Origin of the sequence: Deinococcus peraridilitoris DSM 19664 (assembly GCF_000317835.1) — a bacterium.
Classification (GTDB): Bacteria; Deinococcota; Deinococci; order Deinococcales; family Deinococcaceae; genus Deinococcus_A; species Deinococcus_A peraridilitoris.
In genome coordinates this window covers 3,571,054-3,589,926 of record NC_019793.1, presented here as the reverse complement: position 1 = coordinate 3,589,926, position 18,873 = coordinate 3,571,054, and the positions used below count along the sequence as shown (strand labels likewise).

The window sequence follows — 18,873 nt, the reverse complement described above, 5'->3', positions numbered from 1 at the left end:
ACCGTAGTGCACCACCCACCACCCTTCAACGCAGAAAGCTGACCCGATTACTGCGATATAGACCGGTCTTCATACAAAAAACGCCGTTCCAGCGCAGAAGCTCGAACGGCGTCGTGAGTGGACGCTCTGAATTCAGTTGAGGGTCACTGAACGAATTCCCTGCACGCAGCGGACCCGGTGCGCGATCTCAACCTCGTCGAGTACGCCGCGCTCGATCAGCGCGAGGGCCACCACCTCCACCTCGGGCCAGCAGTGACGCAGGGAACCGCGCGTACGGGCCAGCAGTACGGTCAGGTAGGAATCGACGCTCAGGGCCTCGTCATCGTGTTGCGCTGCACTCAGCAGCAACTGGCGCGCACGCTCCAGAGAATCTGCAGTACCTTCGGCGCCGAATTTGATCTGCTCGGCACCCAGGGGCGCCAGTTCGACCATCACGACTTCTTCCAGAAACGCGCGGTTGGTCCTCAGGGCCTGGGAATGCACCGCTTCGGCCAGACGGACTTCGGGGGTCGGCCGCAGGCGGGCAGTCACCACCCGCAGGGGCGCACGTGGGTATTTCCCGGCGAGTACCGCCCGCGCCGCCATCGCGTAAGCAGCGCGGGTCTCGGGGTCGGTGAGAATGGGCTCGTGGTCGCCGGGTTGAAGGAGGGGTGATGGCAGGTCTGGCATAAGAGTAGGGTGCGGCCCAATTCCGACCGTTTCACTCTACTTTGGCGTGGGATGAACAAAACGTCAAGCCACCCAGCTACATTGCACCTGCAGGTCGCCTGTACAGGCGATCTGCCAGTGCCACCCCGAGTCAACGTCAGCTCGAAGCGCTGGTGTATGAACGCAGAGCGTACAGCCAGAACAGACGGCTGATCGCCAACAGCGCCAGCGCAATCAAGGGAGAAACCAGCGTCAACGTCAAGGTACTCCGGCCCAACATGGCCTGCGCCGGTACGGTAGTAATAAACGTAATCGGCACCACGAAGGTCAGAAAGGCGCGCACCCAGCCAGGAAAGGATGAGGCCGGAAAACGCGCCGCGCCCAGCAGCCCGGTGAACAGCTCGGTGATGTTCTCGACTTTGACCCACCAGAACGCCGTGGTGGCGAGGATCAGGAAGATGCTGTAGACGATGGCAAGCGCGCACAGGTACAGCACGACGCCCGCCAGCAGGGCAACCACACCCACACCGCCCAACTGGACGAGTGCCCAGATCACCACGACCAGACCGATCAGGCCATCGCCCATACGAAAGGCGTTGAGGTTTCGCGTCGAGACATGAAACTGCGCGTCCAAGGGTTTGAGCGCTGTAAAATCCATGGTGCCCAGGCGTACCTGTTCGGCAATGCGGCTCAGGTTGGGATAGAGAAACACGCTGATAAAGCTGATGGTGAGCATGTAAAAACCCAGCACCAGGGCCGCCTCGGGCAGACTCCAACCCCCAAGGGCGCTGCTGTTGCGGAAAAACAGGCTCAGGCTGAGAAAGCCGATGCCGATCTGTCCCAGGCTCTCGAGCAGGCCGGCGAAGAAATTGCCGCGATACTCGAGTTGCGCGCTGAGTGAATTGGCCATGAAGAGCCGCATCAACCGCCCGGCACGCCGCATCTCAGGCCCCCACCGCACCGTAGCGCTTGAGCCCGGCGCGCCAGAGCCCCAGACGCAGCAGCGACAGCGCGCCGAGCCAGCCCAGCAGCACCAGCGCTCCTGAGGCGACTTCTGACCACCCGGCGCTCCCCGACAGCATGCGGGCGGGCAGATTCACGATATACGGATACGGCGTCAGACGCGCGATGTCCTGCAGGGCCGGAGGGTACAGCGAGAGTGGTGCGAACACACCTCCCAGCCCCGCATAAACCAGGAAACTCAGGTTGTTGAGCGAAGTCGTCGACTCCATCCAAAAGCACAGCAGTCCCAGGCAGTACTCGATCAGGAACCGCACGCAGAACGCCAGCGCAATCATTCCCGCAAAGGCCACATACACCAGCGGGTCGCTGCTGAACCGCGCTCCGGGCACCAGCCACAGAATCACTGCGGAGATCAGCCCAATAAAGGGCAGGCGCACCACCTTCTCTGCCAGGTGATTGCCGACGTGTTCCCAGATAGGGTCAAGGGGACGCAGCAGCTTGGGGGACAGCTGCCCCAGCCGCACCTGATAATCGAGCTCCCATACCACCCAGACCACCAGAAACTGACCGGTGATCCAGGTTCCCAGAAAGTAGGAGGCGAAGGCGCTCGCGTCGTACCCACCGATCTCACCTCCAGGCGCGCTGCGTGCCTGGGCAATCCAGACCGCCATCATCACGAAACTGAGCGTACCGGCCAGCATCCAGATCATGATTTCGGCGCGGTAAGCGGTCATGTGCGCCACTTGCGCCGCAAAGATCGCCCGCAGCTTGCGAACGAGGTTCACGGGGTTTTCTCCAGTTCTGCTGAGACGCCATCCTGAAACAGCTGGCCGATCACACTTTCGATGGGCGGGTCCTCGACGGTCAGGTCGGCCACCTCGAGGTCAGTCAGGAGCAGGCTGGCACGTGCGGCCACCTCGGCGCGCGGCACGCTGATCTCGGCATGAAGCCCTTCGAGCGTCATGACCGAGCCGTAACGCGTCAACTCATCGTGGGAAACCGGACGGGCAAGCTGCACTTTGATGCTCTTGTGGGCACCGCCGCGCAGGGCCAGCGACGCCAGGGCTCCGTCGAACACCAGCCGACCGGCATCAATCACCAGAATGCGCTGACAGAGCGCCGTGACATCGGCCATGTAGTGACTCGTCAGGATGACGGTCGCGGCGTAGCGGGAGTTGTATTCGCGGACAAACTCACGGATGCGCAGCTGCATGTTGACGTCGAGGCCGATGGTCGGCTCATCGAGAAAGAGCACTTTGGGTTTGTGCAGCAAGGCGGCAGCCAATTCGCACTTCATGCGTTCACCCAGCGAGAGTTTACGGACCTGCTTGCGCAGGATGCCCCCCAGGTCGAGCACCTCGTCGAATTCGCGCATGGTTTGGCGAAAATCGGCTTCGGAGATTTCATAGATCGCCTGATTGACCAGAAAGGAATCAAGCGCGGGCAGATCCCACAGCAGCTGCTGCTTCTGCCCCATGACCAGGGTGATGGAGCGCAGAAAATCACGCTCGCGCCGTTTGGGTTCCCGCCCCAGTACCCGCACCGTTCCATCCGTGGGATACAGCAGACCTGACAGCATTTTGAGCGTGGTGGTCTTGCCTGCCCCGTTGGGCCCCAGGAAGCCCACCATCTCGCCTGCCCGCAGATCGAAGCTGACACCCTTGACCGCCTCGACCGTGCGCAGTTGGCGGTGAACGAACGAACGCAGCGAGCCCAGGAGGCCAGGTTCTTTTTCATGGACGACGTAGCGCTTGGCCAGGCCGCTGACGTGGATGGCGCTGGCTTCCGGCGTGGCGGCAGCCTGCGCTGACGAGGTTGATTTGAGCATGCTCCTCCCGTGTGCCGTGGGTACCGAAACAAGCGGAAACTTCGGTCAGGCTCCCCAGTCTTGGGGACCGCGGTTGCCATCAGTGATCAGTCAACCGCTCCGAGCCACTTCTCGACGATCACCACGTCCTGCCAGGCCCCTTCGAGCCGGGCGTGCTTCTCATAGGTCCCCACCTCCCGAAACCCCAGGTGGGACAGCAGCGCACGACTTGCAGTGTTTCCGGGAAAGACACGCGACACCAGCTTCCAGAATCCCGCCTGCCGCGCAGCGGGAATGAGCGCCTCCATGGCGAGACGCCCGGCACCCCTACCGCGCGCCTCGCGGGCCACATAGACGCCGAATTCCGCGATGCCCGCATAGCAGTCGCGGAGACGGTAACTGCTGGTCGAGGCAAACGCGACGATGCCCGCCTGATCCACGACCACCACGATCGGAAAGCGCTCGTCAAACCAGCCGGCGACCTCGTGCGACGAGCGCGGCCGGGTCTCGAAAGTACTGCGGTCCTCGATGCCCTGGTTGTAAATCCGTGCAATAGCTCCTGCGTCGGCGGGCGTGGCACGACGGGATGTCAGTGTTCGGGCGGGGTCGGTCATCAGTCTCCAACGTGGCAAGAGAAACTTCAGCCGAAGCATAGCAGGGGCTGGTGTTTCCCGGACGACGCTGCCGTCAAGTCCGGGCCGCTGCTTGTTTCAGCGGCCCCGCAGAAAATGCAAAGTTCCTTCGTAGAGGGCTTCGCGTGCCCCCAGCCGTTCAAAGTAATGGCCGACCCTGGGCACCACCGAGTACGGCGCGTTCGCGGCGTGCGCGTACTGCTGACCGCTCGACTCGGGCGCCACTTCATCCTTTTCGCCCTGAAAGACGTGGGTCACGCGCTGTGCCCTGCCGAGGGCCGTGAGCGGATCGAGTCGGGGAAGTTCCAGCAGGAAGGCCCGCCCGACACCCATCCCCTGATACTCGCTGATTCCTGCCGGAAGCTGACCGCCCGGCACCAGCCTCAGCAAATCGGAAGGCAGAAGTGGCGACCAGAGTGCCAGGCGGTGAGGCGCCACCTGCGGTGCGGCCAACGCTGCCACCAGGGCACCCAGCGAAAAACCCAGCAGCGACACCCGTTCAGCATCGATCTCGGGAAAGTTGCGCGCGTGATCCACGGCGGCCGTCACGTCCTCGACTTCATCGGTGACGGTCATGGCGGCGTGTTCTCCCTGCGAATCGCCGCTGCCGCGAAAGTCAAAGCGCAGACTCGCCAGGCCACCGGCGGCGAAAAACCGGCTGGCCTGGGTCAGCAGGCGTCCACGCTCGCTGCGGTCGCCTCCCAGCCCGTGCAGCATGACCACCAGCCCAAAGCCCGTCGACGAAGCCAAGGTGTCGGGCAGGTGAAGCATCCCGACCAGTCGTTCGCTCCCTACGCGGAAAGACGCAAAGGTTTCCATGCGCGCCAGTGTACGGCTCGCCCGCGCACGGCATTGCACTTTGAGTGCCTGATCCGGTGTTCAGCTTGCCTGCACGGCTTCCCGGTGTCCTTCTACGAAAAAGTCCACCGTGGTGCGGTACAGCCGCTCGGTCCAGGCCAGCGAATCGAAGCAGTGATTGGCCGCTTCGATCACGACCAGCTCGCACCCGGCGGCCCGCGCGTAACGCTCCCCGATACCGAGGGGCACCGAAGGGTCTGCGGATCCATGAAAGATACGCACGGGTCCCGCGTAGGACTGCAGGGTCATCAACGGATCGAGCATCGTCAGTTCTTCCACGAAAGCGCGCCCGAGCGGCCAGCCGTTCACGTCGATCACTTCGGGCAGCACGCGCGGATCTGGCATCTGACTCAGCCACAGTTCGGGCAAGGCCGGTGCCCACAGGGCAAGCCGCTCAGGGCGCACCTGCGGCGCGCTGAGGGCCGCGACCATGCCCCCCATCGAAAAGCCCAGCAGACTCACCCGCTGCGGATTCAGACCGCGCTGCATCCGCATGAAGTGAAAGGACTCCACAACGTCTTCGATCTCACGCGCCACCGTCATCTCGGCAAAGCTTCCCTCAGATTCGCCGCTGCCACGAAAATCGAAGCGCAGGCTTGCCACTCCGCGCGCCATCAATTCCCGGCTAAGTAAGGGCAGCAGCCGGTGGTCGCCTGAGCGGTTGCCGGTGTAGCCGTGCAAAATGACGACGCTCGGAAAGCCTTCCTCAGGCGCCGTGCCTTCGGGCACGTGCAGCATGCCATGAACACGTTGCCCGCCGACCACGAACGAAGCCCATGTTTCCATGCGCCGAGTCTACGGCATGGAGTTTGCATGCGGGCGACCTGCCTGCAGTGGTCACTTGCCGGCGAGTCGCCCGGTGGGCATCAGGGCGTCAGGCGGTGACGGTCACGCGGAAAAGCCCGTGCAAAGCGGACATTGGCGATCCCCAGAATCCGGGCGGTCAGGCGCTCGGCACCGATCGCAAACCCGCCGTGAGGCGGCATGCCGTGCTTGAAGACCTCGAGGTACCCTTCGAAACCCTCTTCACTCATGCCGCGTTCGCGCAGCGAACGGCGAAGCATGTCGAGGTCGTGAATGCGCTGCCCCCCCGAAGTGATCTCGATGCCGCGAAACAGCAAGTCGAACGAGCGGGTCAGACCGTCTTCCTCGAAATACGCGTAGAAGGGACGGGCAGTCCGGGGATACTTGGTCACGAAAACGAAGTCACTGCCGAACTCATCCTTGACGAACTGGGAAAACAGCCGTTCCGCTTCGGGATCGAGGTCCTTGCCGCCAATCTGATGGCCGTACCTTTCGGTGACGATGCGCCGCGCTTCCATCAGCGGAATGCGGGGAATGCGCCCGGAAAAGGCGGGCAGGGCTGCCCCGAAGGCCGCGAGCTCGCCGGAACACTGTTCTCCGAGGCGCGCGACGATGTGCTGCAGCACCTGCTCCTCGACATCCATCACATCGTCTTCGGACTGCACGAAACCCAGTTCCACGTCAAGCGAGAGGTACTCGTTCAGGTGTCGGCTGGTCGCGTGCTCCTCGGCGCGGTACACGGGCGCCACCTCGAACACCCGCTCGAACACGCCGACCATGATCTGTTTGTAGAGCTGCGGACTCTGCGCCAGGTAGGCCCGACGTCCGAAGTAATCGATCTCGAACAAATTGGCGCCGCCTTCAGCGCCCGCCGACACGATCTTGGGTGTAAAGATCTCGGTGAAGTCCTGTGCCAGCAGGGCCTCGCGAAAGGCGTTCACCAGAACCGCCTGGACTTTGAGTGCGGCGCGGTCCTTGAGGCCGCGAATGGTGACGTAGCGGTAATCGAGCAGGGTTTCGGGGTTGGCGTTCCACTCGACTTTGGGGAGTTCCACCGGAGGGGGCTCGGTCGCCGCACTCAGGATGTGCAAGTCGGCGGCCTGCACCTCGAAACCGCCGGGCGCTTTGGCCTGCCGGACGACTTTTCCGACGACCTCGACGCTGCTTTCCGGCAACGGCAGGTGAGCACCAGAGAGCACGACCTGCGCAATGCCGCTGCGGTCGCGCAGCACCAGAAACTGCACGCCGCCCAGATCGCGGCGGGTGTACACGAAGCCCCGCAGGCGGACTTCTTTCCCTTCGTATTGCCCGAGATCGGCATTCAGAACCCGCTCATTCACGGCACTTTGCGTCATGACTTCACCCCGAAACTGAATCCGCCCCCCGTCTTGACGGGGGGCGGTGTACTCCGACACGAAAACACCGCCCTTAAGGGCGATCGTTCGTATTGCCAGCCGAGAGCACGCTCATGCTGGGAAGTGTAACACGGACGCCAACTCAGGCGTCAAGCGCTATAACCGACAAATATGGACAACTGCCCCTCTGCCCGACCGCCTCGAACCCCCCTTCGCTCATTCGCAGGGGCAGTGCACCGTCTTTCTGAAGCAGTTCCGACGGCAGCGATTCGAAAGGCCCAGTGATGCAGAGCGAACTACAGATGGCCGAGCAACTGGCCCGTGAAGCCTCACAACTGCTGCTCGACCACGTGCGGCGTGGTTTCGTGGTCGAGGAAAAAACACCTGACGACCCGGTCACGGTCGCCGACCGCGAAGCTTCGAGCCTCATCGTGGCCGGACTGCGCGCGGCCTTTCCGGACGACGGCATCCTGAGCGAAGAGCTGGCCGACAGTCCTGAACGGCTTTCGAGGGAGCGGGTGTGGATCATCGATCCGATTGACGGGACCCGCGAATTCGTCAAGGGCAGCGGTGATTACGCGGTGTCGATCGGGCTCACCGTTCGGGGCGAACCCGCCCTGGGCGTGGTGGCCGCCCCCGCGCGGGGTGACGTGTACATGGGGGTGGTCGGCGAGGGGGTCTGGAAAAACGGTGATCCGGTGCGCTTCTCGGAGCGCCCGACAGCGGAAGCGGTCATCGCGGTTTCCGACACCGAATATGAACGCGAGCTGTCGCGGTTTGCGCTGGAGCGTCTGGCACCCAGCGGGTCCATTGCCTATAAACTCGCGCGCATCGCGGCCGGCGAGGCGGACGCTACCTTCACCATCAATCCGCGCTCCGAGTGGGACATTGCGGCCGGGCACGCCCTGGTTCGCGCGGCCGGAGGCGATCTCACCACCCGCGACGGACACATGATCCGCTACAACCAGCGCGAGCCCCGGTTGCGGCGCGGACTCATCGGAGGGCGCCAGGATGTCATGGAGGCCCTGACTCACGGGCTGTCCCGTCTGGCCGTTCCCGAGCAGCAGCTGTACCTGCGTGACATCGACGCGCCGTGGATCATGCTGCCCGAGCGTGACCGTCGAGGGCTCGCCGGGCATCCTCACCTACACATCCGGCATGCGGGCGGTCACATCGAAGCGCTCGTCACACTGGAGGGATCCGCGGAAAGGTGGCGCGTCACCCGCTCGGAAGGACGCGACACCGCGCTGCGAATTTTGCTGAGGGACCTGCAACGCGAATACGGCCCCCTGGACTTCACCTGAGGCGGGCCCGTTCATGAGAGGGCCGGTGTCATACCGTTCCCTCGACCCGCGACGGAAGGCAGTGCACCGCGATCAGCTTAGGTTAAAGTGAAGATCATGATTGCCATAGTCACGGACTCCACGAGTGATCTGCTGCCACAACACCTCAGCGAGTGGAACCTGAAGAGCGTTCCGCTGTATGTTCTGTTCGACGGCAACATGCTCAAGGACGGCGTGGAGATCACGCCCAGCCAGATTTTCAAGGGTGTTCGCGAAGGCAAGAAACCACCGTCGACCTCACAACCGAGCCCGGCCGAATTCGCCGACGCATACCGCGCCGCCCTGACGAGCGCAGACCATGTCCTCTCGATTCACATCTCCAGTGAGCTGTCGGGAACGAGCAGCAGCGCCCGGCTGGCCGCGCAGGAATTTCCGGGTCAGGTGACGGTGGTCGATTCGCGCAGCGTTTCGGGCGGACTTGCCCTGCAGGTGCTCCGCGCCGCGCGGCTGGCCAGAGAAGGTGCCCAGACCAGCGATATCGTCGCGCAGCTCGAACGCATACAGCGCGTCATGACGCTGCGCTTCACGGTGGACACCCTCGATTTCCTGCGCCTCAACGGACGCATCGGAGGCGCGCAGGCCCTGCTGGGAAGCTTGCTGAACATCAAACCGATCTTGCAGGTCAAAGAGGGCAAAGTCGACGCGGCCGGCCGCGTGCGCGGGCAGAAAAAAGCCGTCGCGGAAATCGTGAATTCCATCAAGGCCTACACTGAGCAACATGGCCCCAGCCGCGCGTTGCTGCTCGTGACCGAGGGCGGCGAAGGAGCCGTTCAGGAAATCCGCGCGGGCATGCGAGGGCTCCAGGTCGAGGATGTCGGGACGGTGTCCATCGGCGCGGTGGTGGCCACACACGCCGGTCCGGGAGCCATGGGTATCGCGCTGGAGCCGGTGACCGTTTAACCGATGCGCGTTCCACGTTTCACGCTCAAGCGCAAAGGGCGCTATCTGTTGATGGCCCTGGGTGCCTGGGCGCTCTATTCCTGGTGGCCGGGTGCCGGTTCGAGCGATATCCTGCACAACGCCGCGGCGCGCATGCCGTCACCCGACTGCCTGCAGAGCAGTGAATTCCAGCCCGCTCCAACGCCACCTTCCGCCCTCACCGGTCGTCTGGGGCTGTGGGTCGCCCGTATCGACCCGATCACACTGCAGCCGATCCGCGTGGTCGCGCAGGACCCCGACGGCCTTTACCCGCTGGCGAGCTCGTACAAGCAGGCGGTGCTCTGGGCGCTGCTGCACGGTGTTGACGCCGGCGAAATCGCGCTGAACGAAAAGTTCTCGGTCACGCACGCCAACCAGAGCCTGGGTCGCTACCCGTATGACCATTCAAACGTCGTGACCCTCGCGCAGAGGATGATTCATAATTCGGATAACACAGCCACTGACATCCTGCACCGCCGCGTCGGCTTCGGTGCGGTTCAGGCCGTCGCCGACGAACTCCATCTGTGCCGCACCCGTCTGCTGCTGCCCACCAAGCACTGGTGGATCGCCCAGGCCGGTCTCGACCCCGCGTGGCCGGGCGCGACCGTTTTTGCGAACGCCACCGCCGAAAACCGGATGAAGTTCGCCCAAGCGCTCGACGCAGCGTCGCAGGCAGTGAGAGCTGACGTGCTGCAGGTCAATCTCGATCGGTACTTCGAAAACCGCTACGACCCGCAAGCGGATCTGGGAACACACAACGTCTCCACGCCCTTTGAGTTTGGAACCTTGATCGCGCGGCAGTTCCTGGCCTCGGGGTTATCGCCGTCGTCGAGTGCGATGCTGCGCGAGGTGATGGCCAGCGGGTATGGCCGGACGCAACTGCACAGTCCCATGGTCTACTGGGGCGGTAAGGGCGGGAACGGCTGGAAAATCCTGACCATGACCGGTTACTTCCAGACGCCGAACGGCGAGCACGTGGTGTATGTGTTCATGCAGCACGGTTCGCACGAGGATTACACACTCCCCAACAGCCGCACCGCTTTTCGCTGGATCAACGACGCCGTTCAGCAAGCGCTTTCCAGCAGCGGGCAAGTCGCGGCCAGATCACCCTGAAGCGAGCCCGGACAAAGCAGCAGGGAGAACCCGCCTTCTCCCCTGCTGCTTTGTCCGGGCTCCTCAGCGCAAATTAAGCTTCAGCCGGGCGCTCAGTCCGCTGCGGTCCGGGAAGCGGTATGCCTCCACCACCACCCCGTACGCGAAGCATTCGGAGGAGCGCGTCACTTCGGTTCTCAGGCCCAGGCGTTCCTGTGCCCAGTCGTAACTCAGCGTGGGCACCACTTCAGAGTCCAGCACACGAGCCGCGAGCGTCGCGCTCAGCTCGCCCTGGTCGAACCGTTGCGAGCGCCAGTCAAAGCGGGACAGGTAACCGACCGTGCGGAGCTCGACGCCTGCGAATGAAACGGCAGGTGTGAGGCTCGCGCCGAAACCAGTGGTTCGCGCCGGGTCCACCTGCAAGGCGGGCAGCAGGGCGCGTCCCCACACCTGCCGTTCGACTTGCTCGACGAACAGCTTGAGCTGCCCCTGAGTGACCCCGAATCGCACCGCTGCCTCGCCGTTGAGCTGTGACCCGCCCGCGAGCGCATAGGCGTCGATCAGGGCGCGGACATCCACGCCCAGCGCGCCGGCGCGCCAGGTGCCGTCAAGGCGGGGTTGCACACGGGCAAAGGCGTCCGTCAATCCCACCTGATGCGCCCAGCCGGCTTCCAGCAGCAACTGGGCCGAGGCCGACCGGGTGCCGTCGGAGAGTGGCACATTCCAGGCGTAGCCGACACGGGACTCGCTCAGTTCATCGCTGCCGCGAAATGCCAGGGCAAGCTGAAGCCCGCTGACCGGACGCCGCGTCAATGCGAGCTGAGGCAGCGGTCGGTCGTCGGCTGCCGACCGACCCTCGGTATCGGGGTCCTGAAAAATGCCGATCTCGACATCCGCACCGTCGACGCTCGTGCGGACCCCGAATTCCAGGTAACGTGGGTGAACGGCTACGTTCAGGCGGCTACCCGTTGCGTCGAACAGCGGCAAGTCACGTACTCCGAAACGACCCTCACCTGTCAGCAACTGCGGCGCCACCCGACTCACCCTCTCACCGAACGCTTGCGCGCTGCCCGCGAGGTTGCCGAGGCTCTCACCCAGCGTGTCGCCCCTCGCAGTGATCGGCAGCGTGACCGTTCCAAAACTGGGCAGACCGAGGCCGAAGAGCTGCAGCCGAGCACCCGTGAGGATTGTGCTCTGGGGAGTGGCGACAAATGAACTCGCGCGAAGCGCGAGTTCGCGGCTGCGCGGATCGCGGCACAGACCGAGTTCGCTTGGCCCGGCGCTGACCCGGTTGGGCCGGGCCTGCAACTGCGTGGTCTCGATTCTGACCAGCTCGGCCCGTGCCGCACTCAGGCGCTCACCCTGCAAGAGCGCGTCGACCAGCCGGTAGCGGTCACGGGTCTGCAGGTGGGTGAGCGCCGCGTCGCCCAGGCGCAATCCACCTTCGGGCAGGACGTCAGCCCGGTCGGCCATCAAGGCGTACTGACCGGGCGGCAGGGGCACCGCGCCGAATACCAGCGACGGCAAGGTGAGCACCAGATCTACCCCGAACAGGCGCAGTTCTGTGCCTTCACTCGAGGCACGCTGCGCGCGGCCCTGCAAGCCGGGTCCGCTCAGCTGCACGTCCTGAGCGTCCACGCCGGCTTCGACGGCGCGGGCAACGCGGGCATCGAAGCGCAGCTGGCCGGTCTCGAAACAGGCCGACTCCAGCACCGCCACCTCCTCCTCGTATTCCAGTGAAGCGGCGCGCACGACGCCCAGGCCTTCCTGCTCGATTTCCACCTCGCGCTCCGGGCACGCCTGAGCACTGGCATAGGACAAGGTTCCGAGCAATGCACAAGCCCAGATCAGACGCCCGGCACGCGCGAGCCTTCTGGATGCCGGAAAGGGTAGCTTCATCGTGATCAGTGTAGCGACAGGGGCCGCTTCCCGGTTGGAAGCGGCCCGCTGTGCCAGGTCCGGTTATTTCAGAAGCGCGCGGTAAGGCGCAATCTGCGCTTCGGACACCTTGGTGCTGGCGCTGGGTTGACCGAGTGCGTTCCAAGTCACCAGCAGCACCGCGTCGGCCTTGGCGCTGCTGAGTTTGGTGCGGTTGTAGCTGTACTGGTAATTTCCAAACATCACGGCGCGGTTGTTGGCGTAATCCACCACGATGTTATCGGCGGACATGGCCGGTTTCTGGCTGCTGACCCCGCCCATCGCCACCGCCAGTTTCCTCGTGGTGTCCAGGCTGATGGTCCGGGCGCTCAGCCCCTGAACGCGCGCGTCGCCGTACTGCAAGTTCCCGCTGGCGCTGAGGATGCCGCTTTTGGCCTGGTATTCGACATTTTGGCCCAGCAACGTGCCCCCCTCGCGGGTGGTCAGTTTGGCGTCGCGCGCCTTGAGCCAGTCACCTTCCTTGAATTCGATGTATTTGGCGTCCACGCTGACGCCGCGTTCCGCATCGCTGGCCACGCCGCCCTTACCCAGGACCGTTGTGCCGGTCTGCAAATTGAGCTTCTGGTCGCCGTAAGGCTTGATGGAAAATCCCGCAAACGTTGCGGCCGAGGACACGCCCCAGAGCGCAGCAGTGATCATCAGGGCTCGTCTCATGAGAACGAGTCTAACAATTTGGGCCTGAGATGCGTGAAAACTCGCGTCAGGGACGAATCAGCGCCGCATCTTTCTCATAGTTGCACGATGCGGCACAGCGTGACTTCGTTTACACTGCCAGGAGAAGTGAAGCGGCCCTCTCTTTCTCTCCGACTCTGTCTGACGCTGGGCATGCTGCTGCTCAGCCCTTCGACCGCCCTCGCAGCGCCACGCGTCGGCCTGCACCCGGACTACACCCGCCTGGCCTTCGATCTTCCGAAAAATGCCACGTACCGGGTGGACACTCAACCCGGCAAGGTCAGCGTCACACTTGACGTGACTCTCGCCAGCGAACACGGCAAGGTCAGTTCTCCGAATGTCAGCGCATACGGCGTTTCCGGCACCCACGACGGCAGTCTCGTTACATTGTCGCTCACGGCCAATCAAAGCGCCAAGGTCTTTGTGCTGGCCGCCGACGGCAAGTCTCCTGCGCGGCTGGTGGTGGACATCGGGCCAAACGGCACGTCCACCGGTGAGGCGGCCAGGCTGACTCGGGCTGCGGTGAGCAGCGCGGTCCAGCAGAAGCAGGCGCAGGCGACTTCCCGTCCTGCTGCTTCGGGCGTCGTGACCCCGGTCAGCACCCGCGCGCCCGCCCGCCCGACCTTGCGGGTGGTCCTCGACGCGGGACACGGCGGACGGGACCCAGGGATGGTCGGCTTTGTCACCGAAAAAGAAACGACGCTCAGTCTCGCCCTCAAGGTCCGTGAGCGCCTGCAGCACCGGGGAATTGACGTCGTCATGACGCGCGACGACGACTCGCACCTTTCGCCTGACAAATCCACGGACCTGGGCCTGCGCGCCAAGATGGCCAACGCGGGTACGGTCAATGCTTTCGTGAGCATTCACGTCAACGCCGCCTCGCCCAGCGCGCAGGGCATCGAAACCTGGGTGTTCGGGCGTCCGCTCGACAGTGCCAACCGGGCGCTGGCCGTCCGCGAAAACGGTGGGGGCAACCTGGGTGAACAGCTCACGAAGGAAGCCAGCAACGTCGCGCAGAATCTGCTGGGCGATCTGCTGACCCAGAGCAACGTCACCTACTCGCGCAAACTGGCCAACCTCGTACAGAACAAGCTGATCGCCGCGACGGGCGCGGTAAACCGGGGGGTGGGCAGCAACATCTTCTATGTCATCCGCAATGCCCGGACCCCGGCCATCCTGATTGAAGTGGGTTTCGGCTCACACCCGGTGGAGGGACGCAAGCTCGCCACCGAGGCTTACCGGGACCGACTGGCCGCAGCCGTTGCCGACGCCCTGATCGAATTTTTACATGCCGACTGACGGCCGGTTACCGGCGTCCCTTGACGTGCCACGCTTCCTCGGCAATTCCGGCGCGGGCATTCACGACGCGCGCCATGCTGAAGAGCAGGTCTGAAAGTCGGTTGAGGTAAACCCGCACGTGTTCGTTCACCGCCTCGTCGTGGGAAAGCCGAACGACTTCGCGCTCGGCACGGCGTGCCACAGCGCGCGCGACTTGCAGATTTGCCGCCACGAGCGTTCCTCCCGGATGAACGAATTGACGCAGCTCAGGCGCCTGGCCGTGGTAGCGGTCGATCTGCTGCTCAAGCTCCGCCACGTCTTGCGCGTCAATCCGGCTGATATTTTTCGAGTAAGGGCTTTCCTCGCGAGTGGCGAGGTCGGCGCCCAGATCGAACAGCGCGTCCTGCAGCCGCGCAAGATCACGGTCAATCACCCCGTCGTCGGGGCCGAGGTGAGCGCGAACCAACCCGAGCAGGCTGTTGACCTCGTCGACCGTTCCGTATGCTTCAACGCGCGCGTTGGCCTTGCTGACGCGGTCGGCGCCGTACAGGCCTGTTTCACCCTGATCGCCAGTCTTGGTGTAAAGCTTCATGCCCTACCTTATCGCCGACCCCAGAAGCGGACCGTGAGCGACGCTCAAAAATCCGCACGAGCGCGGAGGACAGCCCAGATCACCCTGGACTGTCCTCCGCGTGGTGAGTTCACCGGGCAGGATTGGGATTGATGGCCACGTCGAAGCTGCCCCGGACCGAGCTCAGCTCGTTCGGGCCGAGGTTGCCGTCCTTATCGCGGTCAAGCGCAGCAAAGCGGGCACTGGCCAGTCGAGCCAGCTCGTAGTAACCGATCTGGCCGTCACGGTCACGGTCAGCGGCGCGAAAGAGCGCCGTCCGCCGGGCAACGACGTCGCGCTGCTGGGTGCCCTCGGCTTTCTGCACACGCTCGTACTCGGCCGCGTTGATGACGTCGTTGGCGTCCGTATCACCGTCGATAAACCAGTTGAAGGCCACCCGGCGAAATTCGTTGTAGGTAATCACGCCGTTGCCGCTCAAGTCGGCCGTTTCAATCCACGACGTGCCCACGACAATGATCGACTGGGGCTCCACGCGGTTCTGGGCCGCTCCCAGGCCGAGGGTGAGGACACCCAGGGCCAGGATGGCGCCAACGGTCATGCGGTGGGAATGGCTTTGTTTCATGCTCTACCTCCGGGAAGCCGTTTGGAGTCATGAGGCGTGGGGACTTCCGCGTGCCCATATTCAAGCAACGGGCCCTGACGCACAACTGATAAAAGTCGCAGCGAACTCAAATAATTCCGCTTTTGCGGTGAGCTGTTCTTCAGGGCCGAGCAGTCTCACGCTGCGGTCACCAGGCCATTCGCGACGGACGTCCTCAGCGGGGCAACCGGTCATGACGCTCGGTCAGCGCGCGCAAATCACGGGCAAGTTCGGAGCTGAACGCTTCCGGACGAGCGCGCCAGGTCCAGTTGTGGGCGCCCAGACTGCCGGGCAGGTTGATGCGCGCCTCGCTGCCCAGGTTCAGCAGGTCCTGCAGCTGCGCAACGGCCAGCACGCAACGTGTCGACCAGGCGAGCTCGGTGAGGCGCCAGCCGAAATTCAGATCACTGGCGTCCGGCAGATACTGCATTACGTGCCGGCGTTCGTGCTCCTGCGCCTTGTGCCACCAGCCAAGCGACGTATCGTTGTCGTGCGTACCCGGATAGACCACCTGGTTGAGACGCAAATTTTCAGGCAAAAATGCGTTCTTCTCCCAGTCATTGCCGCCAAAGGCGAACTGCAGCACGGCCATGCCCGGCAACCCGAAGTCGTCGCGCAACGCTTCCACGTCCGGGGTCACCACCCCCAGATCCTCGGCGATGATGGGCAACTCGCCGAGCGCGCCGCGCACCGCCTCGAACAGCGCGTGTCCGGGTGCGGGAACCCACTGGCCGTTCATGGCGTTTTCGGCGGGATAGGGAATTTCCCAGTACGCCGCAAAGCCACGGAAATGGTCGATGCGGATCACGTCGTAGAGCTTCAGGCTGCCCTGAATGCGCTCGATCCACCAGCGGAATCCTTGCTGCTGCATGACGTCCCAGCGGTAAAGCGGGTTGCCCCACAGCTGACCGGTTGCCGAGAAGTAGTCGGGTGGCACGCCCGCCACCACCGACGGCTGACCTTCGGCGTCGAAATAAAACTGGTCGGGGTTGGCCCACGCGTCCGCCGAATCCATCGCCACAAAAATCGGAATGTCGCCGATGATCTGCACGCCCTGCTGGTGGGCGTAAGCGCGCAGTGCGTTCCACTGACGGAAAAACAGAAACTGCACAAAGCTGTACAGCCGCACCTCGCGCTCCAGCTTGTCGCGCCACGCGGCCATTGCCGCACTTTGCCGGGTGCGGATCTCGCGGTCCCATTCATTCCAGGCCCGTCCACCATGCGCATCCTTGAGGGCCATGAACAACGCGTAATCGTCGAGCCAGGCGGCCTCGGCTTCGCAAAAGGCCTGGAAGTCGCCCGTCAACCCCGCGCCAGCGCCCGCCTCGAAGTGCTCGAAGGCGCGGCGCAACACCCCATTGCGCCACGTGTACTGCACGCCGAAATCAACACGGTCGTGGTCGAAGTCTGGATGACCGGACAGATCCTGATCGCTCAGCAGGCCGTCGCGCCGCAGGGCGTCCAGTGAAATCAGGTATGGATTGCCGGCAAACGCACTGAATGACTGATAGGGGCTGTCGCCGTAGCCGGTCGGGCCAAGCGGCATCACCTGCCAGTACTGCTGTCCGGCCCGAGCAAGCCAGTCGACGCAGGCATATGCGTGCTCATTGAATTCTCCTATGCCGTACGGTCCGGGCAGCGAAGTCAGGTGCAGCAGAACGCCACTGGACCGCGTCATGCCCTGAGCGGCACGAGCGCCGTCGAGGGGGCGAAGCCGGGAATCAGGAAGGCCGTCGTTGCGTTCTAAGGACATTTCGAGCGCTAGTGTACCAGCCGGCTTCTCATGAGCAAGCGCGATGAGGGCAAAGATGAGCTTAATACCCCTTGTGGCGCTCGACCCGGTTGGTCATTTCGACGCCGCGCAGGAGGTCACTCAGAAACTCCTGCGTGAACATCGCGGCGCGCTGCAAGATGTCCTGTGTCGCCGACGCGACGTGAGGCGTAATGATCACGTTGGGGAGTGACCACAGTGGGCTTTCTTCGGGAAGTGGCTCCGGGTCGGTGACGTCCAGAATGGCGCCGCCCAGCTGCCCATTCGTCAGCGCCTCCTGCAGGTCCGTCGTCACCACCAGCGTGCCACGGCCGAAATTGGCCAGCCACGCACCGGGTTTCAGCTGCGCGAGTACCTCGGCGTTGACCAGACCCTGCGTTTCCGGGGTACTGGGAAGCAACAGCACGACCACGTCGGCCCCTGCCAGGGCCTGGCGGATTTCGCCGGGACCCCTGCCCGACCGCAGGCCGGTGATCCGCGCGCCCAGGGGCTCGAGCATCCCCGCCAGCCGCCTCCCGATGTGCCCATGCCCCCAAATCACGACCGAACGGTCCTGCAGCGTCCAGAGGTCATGCGGCCGGGTCCACTGACGCTGTGCCTGGGCGTCGCGGGCCCGGTGGAGGCCACGGGCGGCGGCGAGGATGGTCGAAAGCGCGTGCTGGGCCACGGCGGCGTCATGCAAACGCGAGGCGTTGTAAAGCGTGACGTGCTCGGGCAGGTCATGCACGACGTGGTCGATTCCGGCCGTGAGGGTGAGCACCCAGCGCAGCGACGGGAGTTCGAAGGCCGTCTGCCGCCGACCCCGCGGCAGGCCCCACAGCACCAGACCTTCGGCCTCAGCCGGGAGATCGGCATCACGGCGATAAGGCGCAAACTGCACGCCGGGCATCTTCAGTTGCAAGAAAGGTTCTGCATCGGGAACGAGTACTTTCATAGGTTTCTCCGAGTCTCGGTGGAATGGGGCGTCATCGGGGGCGTCAGGACGTTCCGGCAAGCCAGTCGTCGCGCTGAATACGCATCAGGACGTCGATACGATCGCGCTGCGTCTCCCGACCCTCCTCACGGAATCCAGCGGCAAGAAAGGCCCTCTGGGCCCGCTTGTTGTGCGCGAAGGTTCGCAGACGCACCGACACGAAGGGCGGGGTGTGCACCTCGAAAGCCCAATGCAGCAGCGCCCGAACCGCGTCACGCCCGTACCCCTGTCCCCACAGGTCGCGCTCTCCGATCATGATGCCCAGCGTTCCCTCCCGGGGGCGCGAGGGCGCCGGTGGACGCAGTTCATAGAGCTCTACGCTGCCGATAAAGCGCCCCACTTCGTTGTAGATGCCGAAGCCGAACCGCTCACCTGCCCGCTCCTCGTCGAGCATGATGCGCTGAAACAACCACTCGGGAATTCGGATGGGCTTCACGCCATTCCAGTCGGCGATTTCGCGGTCCTTGAAGTAGGCATAAAAGCGCCGCCATTCACGGGGCGAAAGGTCGACCAGGACCTTCAGGGACACGCGTCCCCACCGGGCGACAACGCTCATGACGAGGGACGCCCGCGGAGATTGCCCGCACGAATCGACACGAAATGCAACGAG

Annotated in this window: 19 protein-coding genes; 4 read left to right on the top strand and 15 right to left on the bottom strand. The window is 63.9% G+C overall.

The features are described 5' to 3' along the window. Window positions 1-132: 132 nt before the first annotated feature. The 8 genes from DEIPE_RS17395 to aspS all read right to left on the bottom strand — a co-directional run bounded on the left by DEIPE_RS17395 (window position 133) and on the right by aspS (window position 7,067). On the bottom strand, window positions 133-669 hold the full coding sequence (locus DEIPE_RS17395) for a hypothetical protein (protein WP_015237290.1): 537 nt from the start codon (window positions 667-669) through the stop codon (window positions 133-135). A 136-nt stretch (window positions 670-805) separates the two neighbouring features. Further along, a complete protein-coding gene (locus tag DEIPE_RS17390) occupies window positions 806-1,558 on the bottom strand; it encodes an ABC transporter permease (protein ID WP_245557559.1) in 753 nt (250 codons plus the stop codon). Between the two features lie 34 nt (window positions 1,559-1,592). Beyond that, window positions 1,593-2,396: an ABC transporter permease gene (locus DEIPE_RS17385; RefSeq protein ID WP_015237288.1), complete on the bottom strand. Its 804-nt coding sequence runs from the start codon at window positions 2,394-2,396 to the stop codon at window positions 1,593-1,595. Further along, window positions 2,393-3,439, bottom strand: a complete 1,047-nt coding sequence (locus DEIPE_RS17380; RefSeq protein WP_015237287.1) for an ABC transporter ATP-binding protein — start codon at window positions 3,437-3,439, stop codon at window positions 2,393-2,395. The genes DEIPE_RS17385 and DEIPE_RS17380 overlap by 4 nt, the downstream gene beginning before the upstream one ends. Window positions 3,440-3,525: 86 nt before the next feature. Further along, window positions 3,526-4,032 carry an arsinothricin resistance N-acetyltransferase ArsN1 family A gene (locus DEIPE_RS17375; RefSeq protein WP_015237286.1) on the bottom strand — a complete coding sequence of 169 codons (507 nt, stop codon included), beginning with the start codon at window positions 4,030-4,032 and terminating at the stop codon, window positions 3,526-3,528. Window positions 4,033-4,128: 96 nt separating this feature from the next. Beyond that, entirely contained in the window at window positions 4,129-4,869 is a 741-nt protein-coding gene (locus DEIPE_RS17370) for an alpha/beta hydrolase family protein (RefSeq protein WP_015237285.1), read from the bottom strand. Between the two features lie 60 nt (window positions 4,870-4,929). Continuing rightward, window positions 4,930-5,694, bottom strand: coding sequence for an alpha/beta hydrolase family protein (locus tag DEIPE_RS17365; protein ID WP_015237284.1), 765 nt, complete (start codon window positions 5,692-5,694; stop codon window positions 4,930-4,932). Window positions 5,695-5,774: 80 nt separating this feature from the next. Then, a complete protein-coding gene (gene aspS, locus DEIPE_RS17360) occupies window positions 5,775-7,067 on the bottom strand; it encodes an aspartate--tRNA(Asn) ligase (protein ID WP_041230971.1) in 1,293 nt (430 codons plus the stop codon). A 284-nt stretch (window positions 7,068-7,351) separates the two neighbouring features. On the opposite strand from aspS, the gene DEIPE_RS17355 reads away from it, so the two are divergent. From DEIPE_RS17355 to DEIPE_RS17345, 3 genes are all read left to right on the top strand, one after another. Then, window positions 7,352-8,371 (top strand): 3'(2'),5'-bisphosphate nucleotidase CysQ family protein, encoded by a 1,020-nt coding sequence (locus DEIPE_RS17355; RefSeq protein ID WP_015237282.1) that lies wholly within the window; start codon window positions 7,352-7,354, stop codon window positions 8,369-8,371. A 96-nt stretch (window positions 8,372-8,467) separates the two neighbouring features. After that, complete coding sequence (locus DEIPE_RS17350; RefSeq protein ID WP_015237281.1) at window positions 8,468-9,310, top strand: DegV family protein; 843 nt, start codon at window positions 8,468-8,470, stop codon at window positions 9,308-9,310. Window positions 9,311-9,313: 3 nt separating this feature from the next. Next, entirely contained in the window at window positions 9,314-10,441 is a 1,128-nt protein-coding gene (locus DEIPE_RS17345) for a serine hydrolase (RefSeq protein ID WP_015237280.1), read from the top strand. Between the two features lie 63 nt (window positions 10,442-10,504). Here the strand turns inward: DEIPE_RS17345 and DEIPE_RS17340 are convergent, their stop codons facing one another. Then, window positions 10,505-12,319 carry a hypothetical protein gene (locus DEIPE_RS17340; RefSeq protein ID WP_015237279.1) on the bottom strand — a complete coding sequence of 605 codons (1,815 nt, stop codon included), beginning with the start codon at window positions 12,317-12,319 and terminating at the stop codon, window positions 10,505-10,507. Window positions 12,320-12,382: 63 nt separating this feature from the next. After that, window positions 12,383-13,012: a hypothetical protein gene (locus DEIPE_RS17335; protein ID WP_157448915.1), complete on the bottom strand. Its 630-nt coding sequence runs from the start codon at window positions 13,010-13,012 to the stop codon at window positions 12,383-12,385. Between the two features lie 126 nt (window positions 13,013-13,138). Here DEIPE_RS17335 and DEIPE_RS17330 point away from each other — a divergent pair, with 126 nt between their 5' ends. After that, window positions 13,139-14,329, top strand: a complete 1,191-nt coding sequence (locus tag DEIPE_RS17330; RefSeq protein WP_245557558.1) for an N-acetylmuramoyl-L-alanine amidase family protein — start codon at window positions 13,139-13,141, stop codon at window positions 14,327-14,329. A 7-nt stretch (window positions 14,330-14,336) separates the two neighbouring features. Here DEIPE_RS17330 and DEIPE_RS17325 read toward each other — a convergent pair whose 3' ends face one another. The 5 genes from DEIPE_RS17325 to DEIPE_RS17305 all read right to left on the bottom strand — a co-directional run bounded on the left by DEIPE_RS17325 (window position 14,337) and on the right by DEIPE_RS17305 (window position 18,819). Continuing rightward, window positions 14,337-14,900: a cob(I)yrinic acid a,c-diamide adenosyltransferase gene (locus DEIPE_RS17325; RefSeq protein ID WP_015237276.1), complete on the bottom strand. Its 564-nt coding sequence runs from the start codon at window positions 14,898-14,900 to the stop codon at window positions 14,337-14,339. Between the two features lie 109 nt (window positions 14,901-15,009). Beyond that, complete coding sequence (locus DEIPE_RS17320; RefSeq protein ID WP_015237275.1) at window positions 15,010-15,501, bottom strand: EF-hand domain-containing protein; 492 nt, start codon at window positions 15,499-15,501, stop codon at window positions 15,010-15,012. Window positions 15,502-15,694: 193 nt separating this feature from the next. Then, entirely contained in the window at window positions 15,695-17,197 is a 1,503-nt protein-coding gene (gene malQ, locus DEIPE_RS17315; protein WP_015237274.1) for a 4-alpha-glucanotransferase, read from the bottom strand. Window positions 17,198-17,333: 136 nt separating this feature from the next. Next, window positions 17,334-18,224: a D-2-hydroxyacid dehydrogenase gene (locus DEIPE_RS17310; protein WP_015237273.1), complete on the bottom strand. Its 891-nt coding sequence runs from the start codon at window positions 18,222-18,224 to the stop codon at window positions 17,334-17,336. A 43-nt stretch (window positions 18,225-18,267) separates the two neighbouring features. Further along, window positions 18,268-18,819: a GNAT family N-acetyltransferase gene (locus tag DEIPE_RS17305; RefSeq protein WP_015237272.1), complete on the bottom strand. Its 552-nt coding sequence runs from the start codon at window positions 18,817-18,819 to the stop codon at window positions 18,268-18,270. Window positions 18,820-18,873 lie beyond the last annotated feature (54 nt).

Coding starts and splice junctions, on each gene's coding strand:
- DEIPE_RS17350 (WP_015237281.1), top strand. CDS start 8,468: ATGATTGCCATAGTCACGGACTCCACGAGTGATCTGCTGCCACAACAC.
- DEIPE_RS17340 (WP_015237279.1), bottom strand. CDS start 12,319: ATGAAGCTACCCTTTCCGGCATCCAGAAGGCTCGCGCGTGCCGGGCGT.
- DEIPE_RS17355 (WP_015237282.1), top strand. CDS start 7,352: ATGCAGAGCGAACTACAGATGGCCGAGCAACTGGCCCGTGAAGCCTCA.
- DEIPE_RS17305 (WP_015237272.1), bottom strand. CDS start 18,819: ATGAGCGTTGTCGCCCGGTGGGGACGCGTGTCCCTGAAGGTCCTGGTC.
- DEIPE_RS17375 (WP_015237286.1), bottom strand. CDS start 4,032: ATGACCGACCCCGCCCGAACACTGACATCCCGTCGTGCCACGCCCGCC.
- DEIPE_RS17345 (WP_015237280.1), top strand. CDS start 9,314: ATGCGCGTTCCACGTTTCACGCTCAAGCGCAAAGGGCGCTATCTGTTG.
- DEIPE_RS17365 (WP_015237284.1), bottom strand. CDS start 5,694: ATGGAAACATGGGCTTCGTTCGTGGTCGGCGGGCAACGTGTTCATGGC.
- aspS (WP_041230971.1), bottom strand. CDS start 7,067: ATGACGCAAAGTGCCGTGAATGAGCGGGTTCTGAATGCCGATCTCGGG.
- DEIPE_RS17395 (WP_015237290.1), bottom strand. CDS start 669: ATGCCAGACCTGCCATCACCCCTCCTTCAACCCGGCGACCACGAGCCC.
- DEIPE_RS17310 (WP_015237273.1), bottom strand. CDS start 18,224: ATGAAAGTACTCGTTCCCGATGCAGAACCTTTCTTGCAACTGAAGATG.
- malQ (WP_015237274.1), bottom strand. CDS start 17,197: ATGACGCGGTCCAGTGGCGTTCTGCTGCACCTGACTTCGCTGCCCGGA.
- DEIPE_RS17380 (WP_015237287.1), bottom strand. CDS start 3,439: ATGCTCAAATCAACCTCGTCAGCGCAGGCTGCCGCCACGCCGGAAGCC.
- DEIPE_RS17370 (WP_015237285.1), bottom strand. CDS start 4,869: ATGGAAACCTTTGCGTCTTTCCGCGTAGGGAGCGAACGACTGGTCGGG.
- DEIPE_RS17325 (WP_015237276.1), bottom strand. CDS start 14,900: ATGAAGCTTTACACCAAGACTGGCGATCAGGGTGAAACAGGCCTGTAC.
- DEIPE_RS17320 (WP_015237275.1), bottom strand. CDS start 15,501: ATGAAACAAAGCCATTCCCACCGCATGACCGTTGGCGCCATCCTGGCC.
- DEIPE_RS17390 (WP_245557559.1), bottom strand. CDS start 1,558: ATGGCCAATTCACTCAGCGCGCAACTCGAGTATCGCGGCAATTTCTTC.
- DEIPE_RS17335 (WP_157448915.1), bottom strand. CDS start 13,012: ATGAGACGAGCCCTGATGATCACTGCTGCGCTCTGGGGCGTGTCCTCG.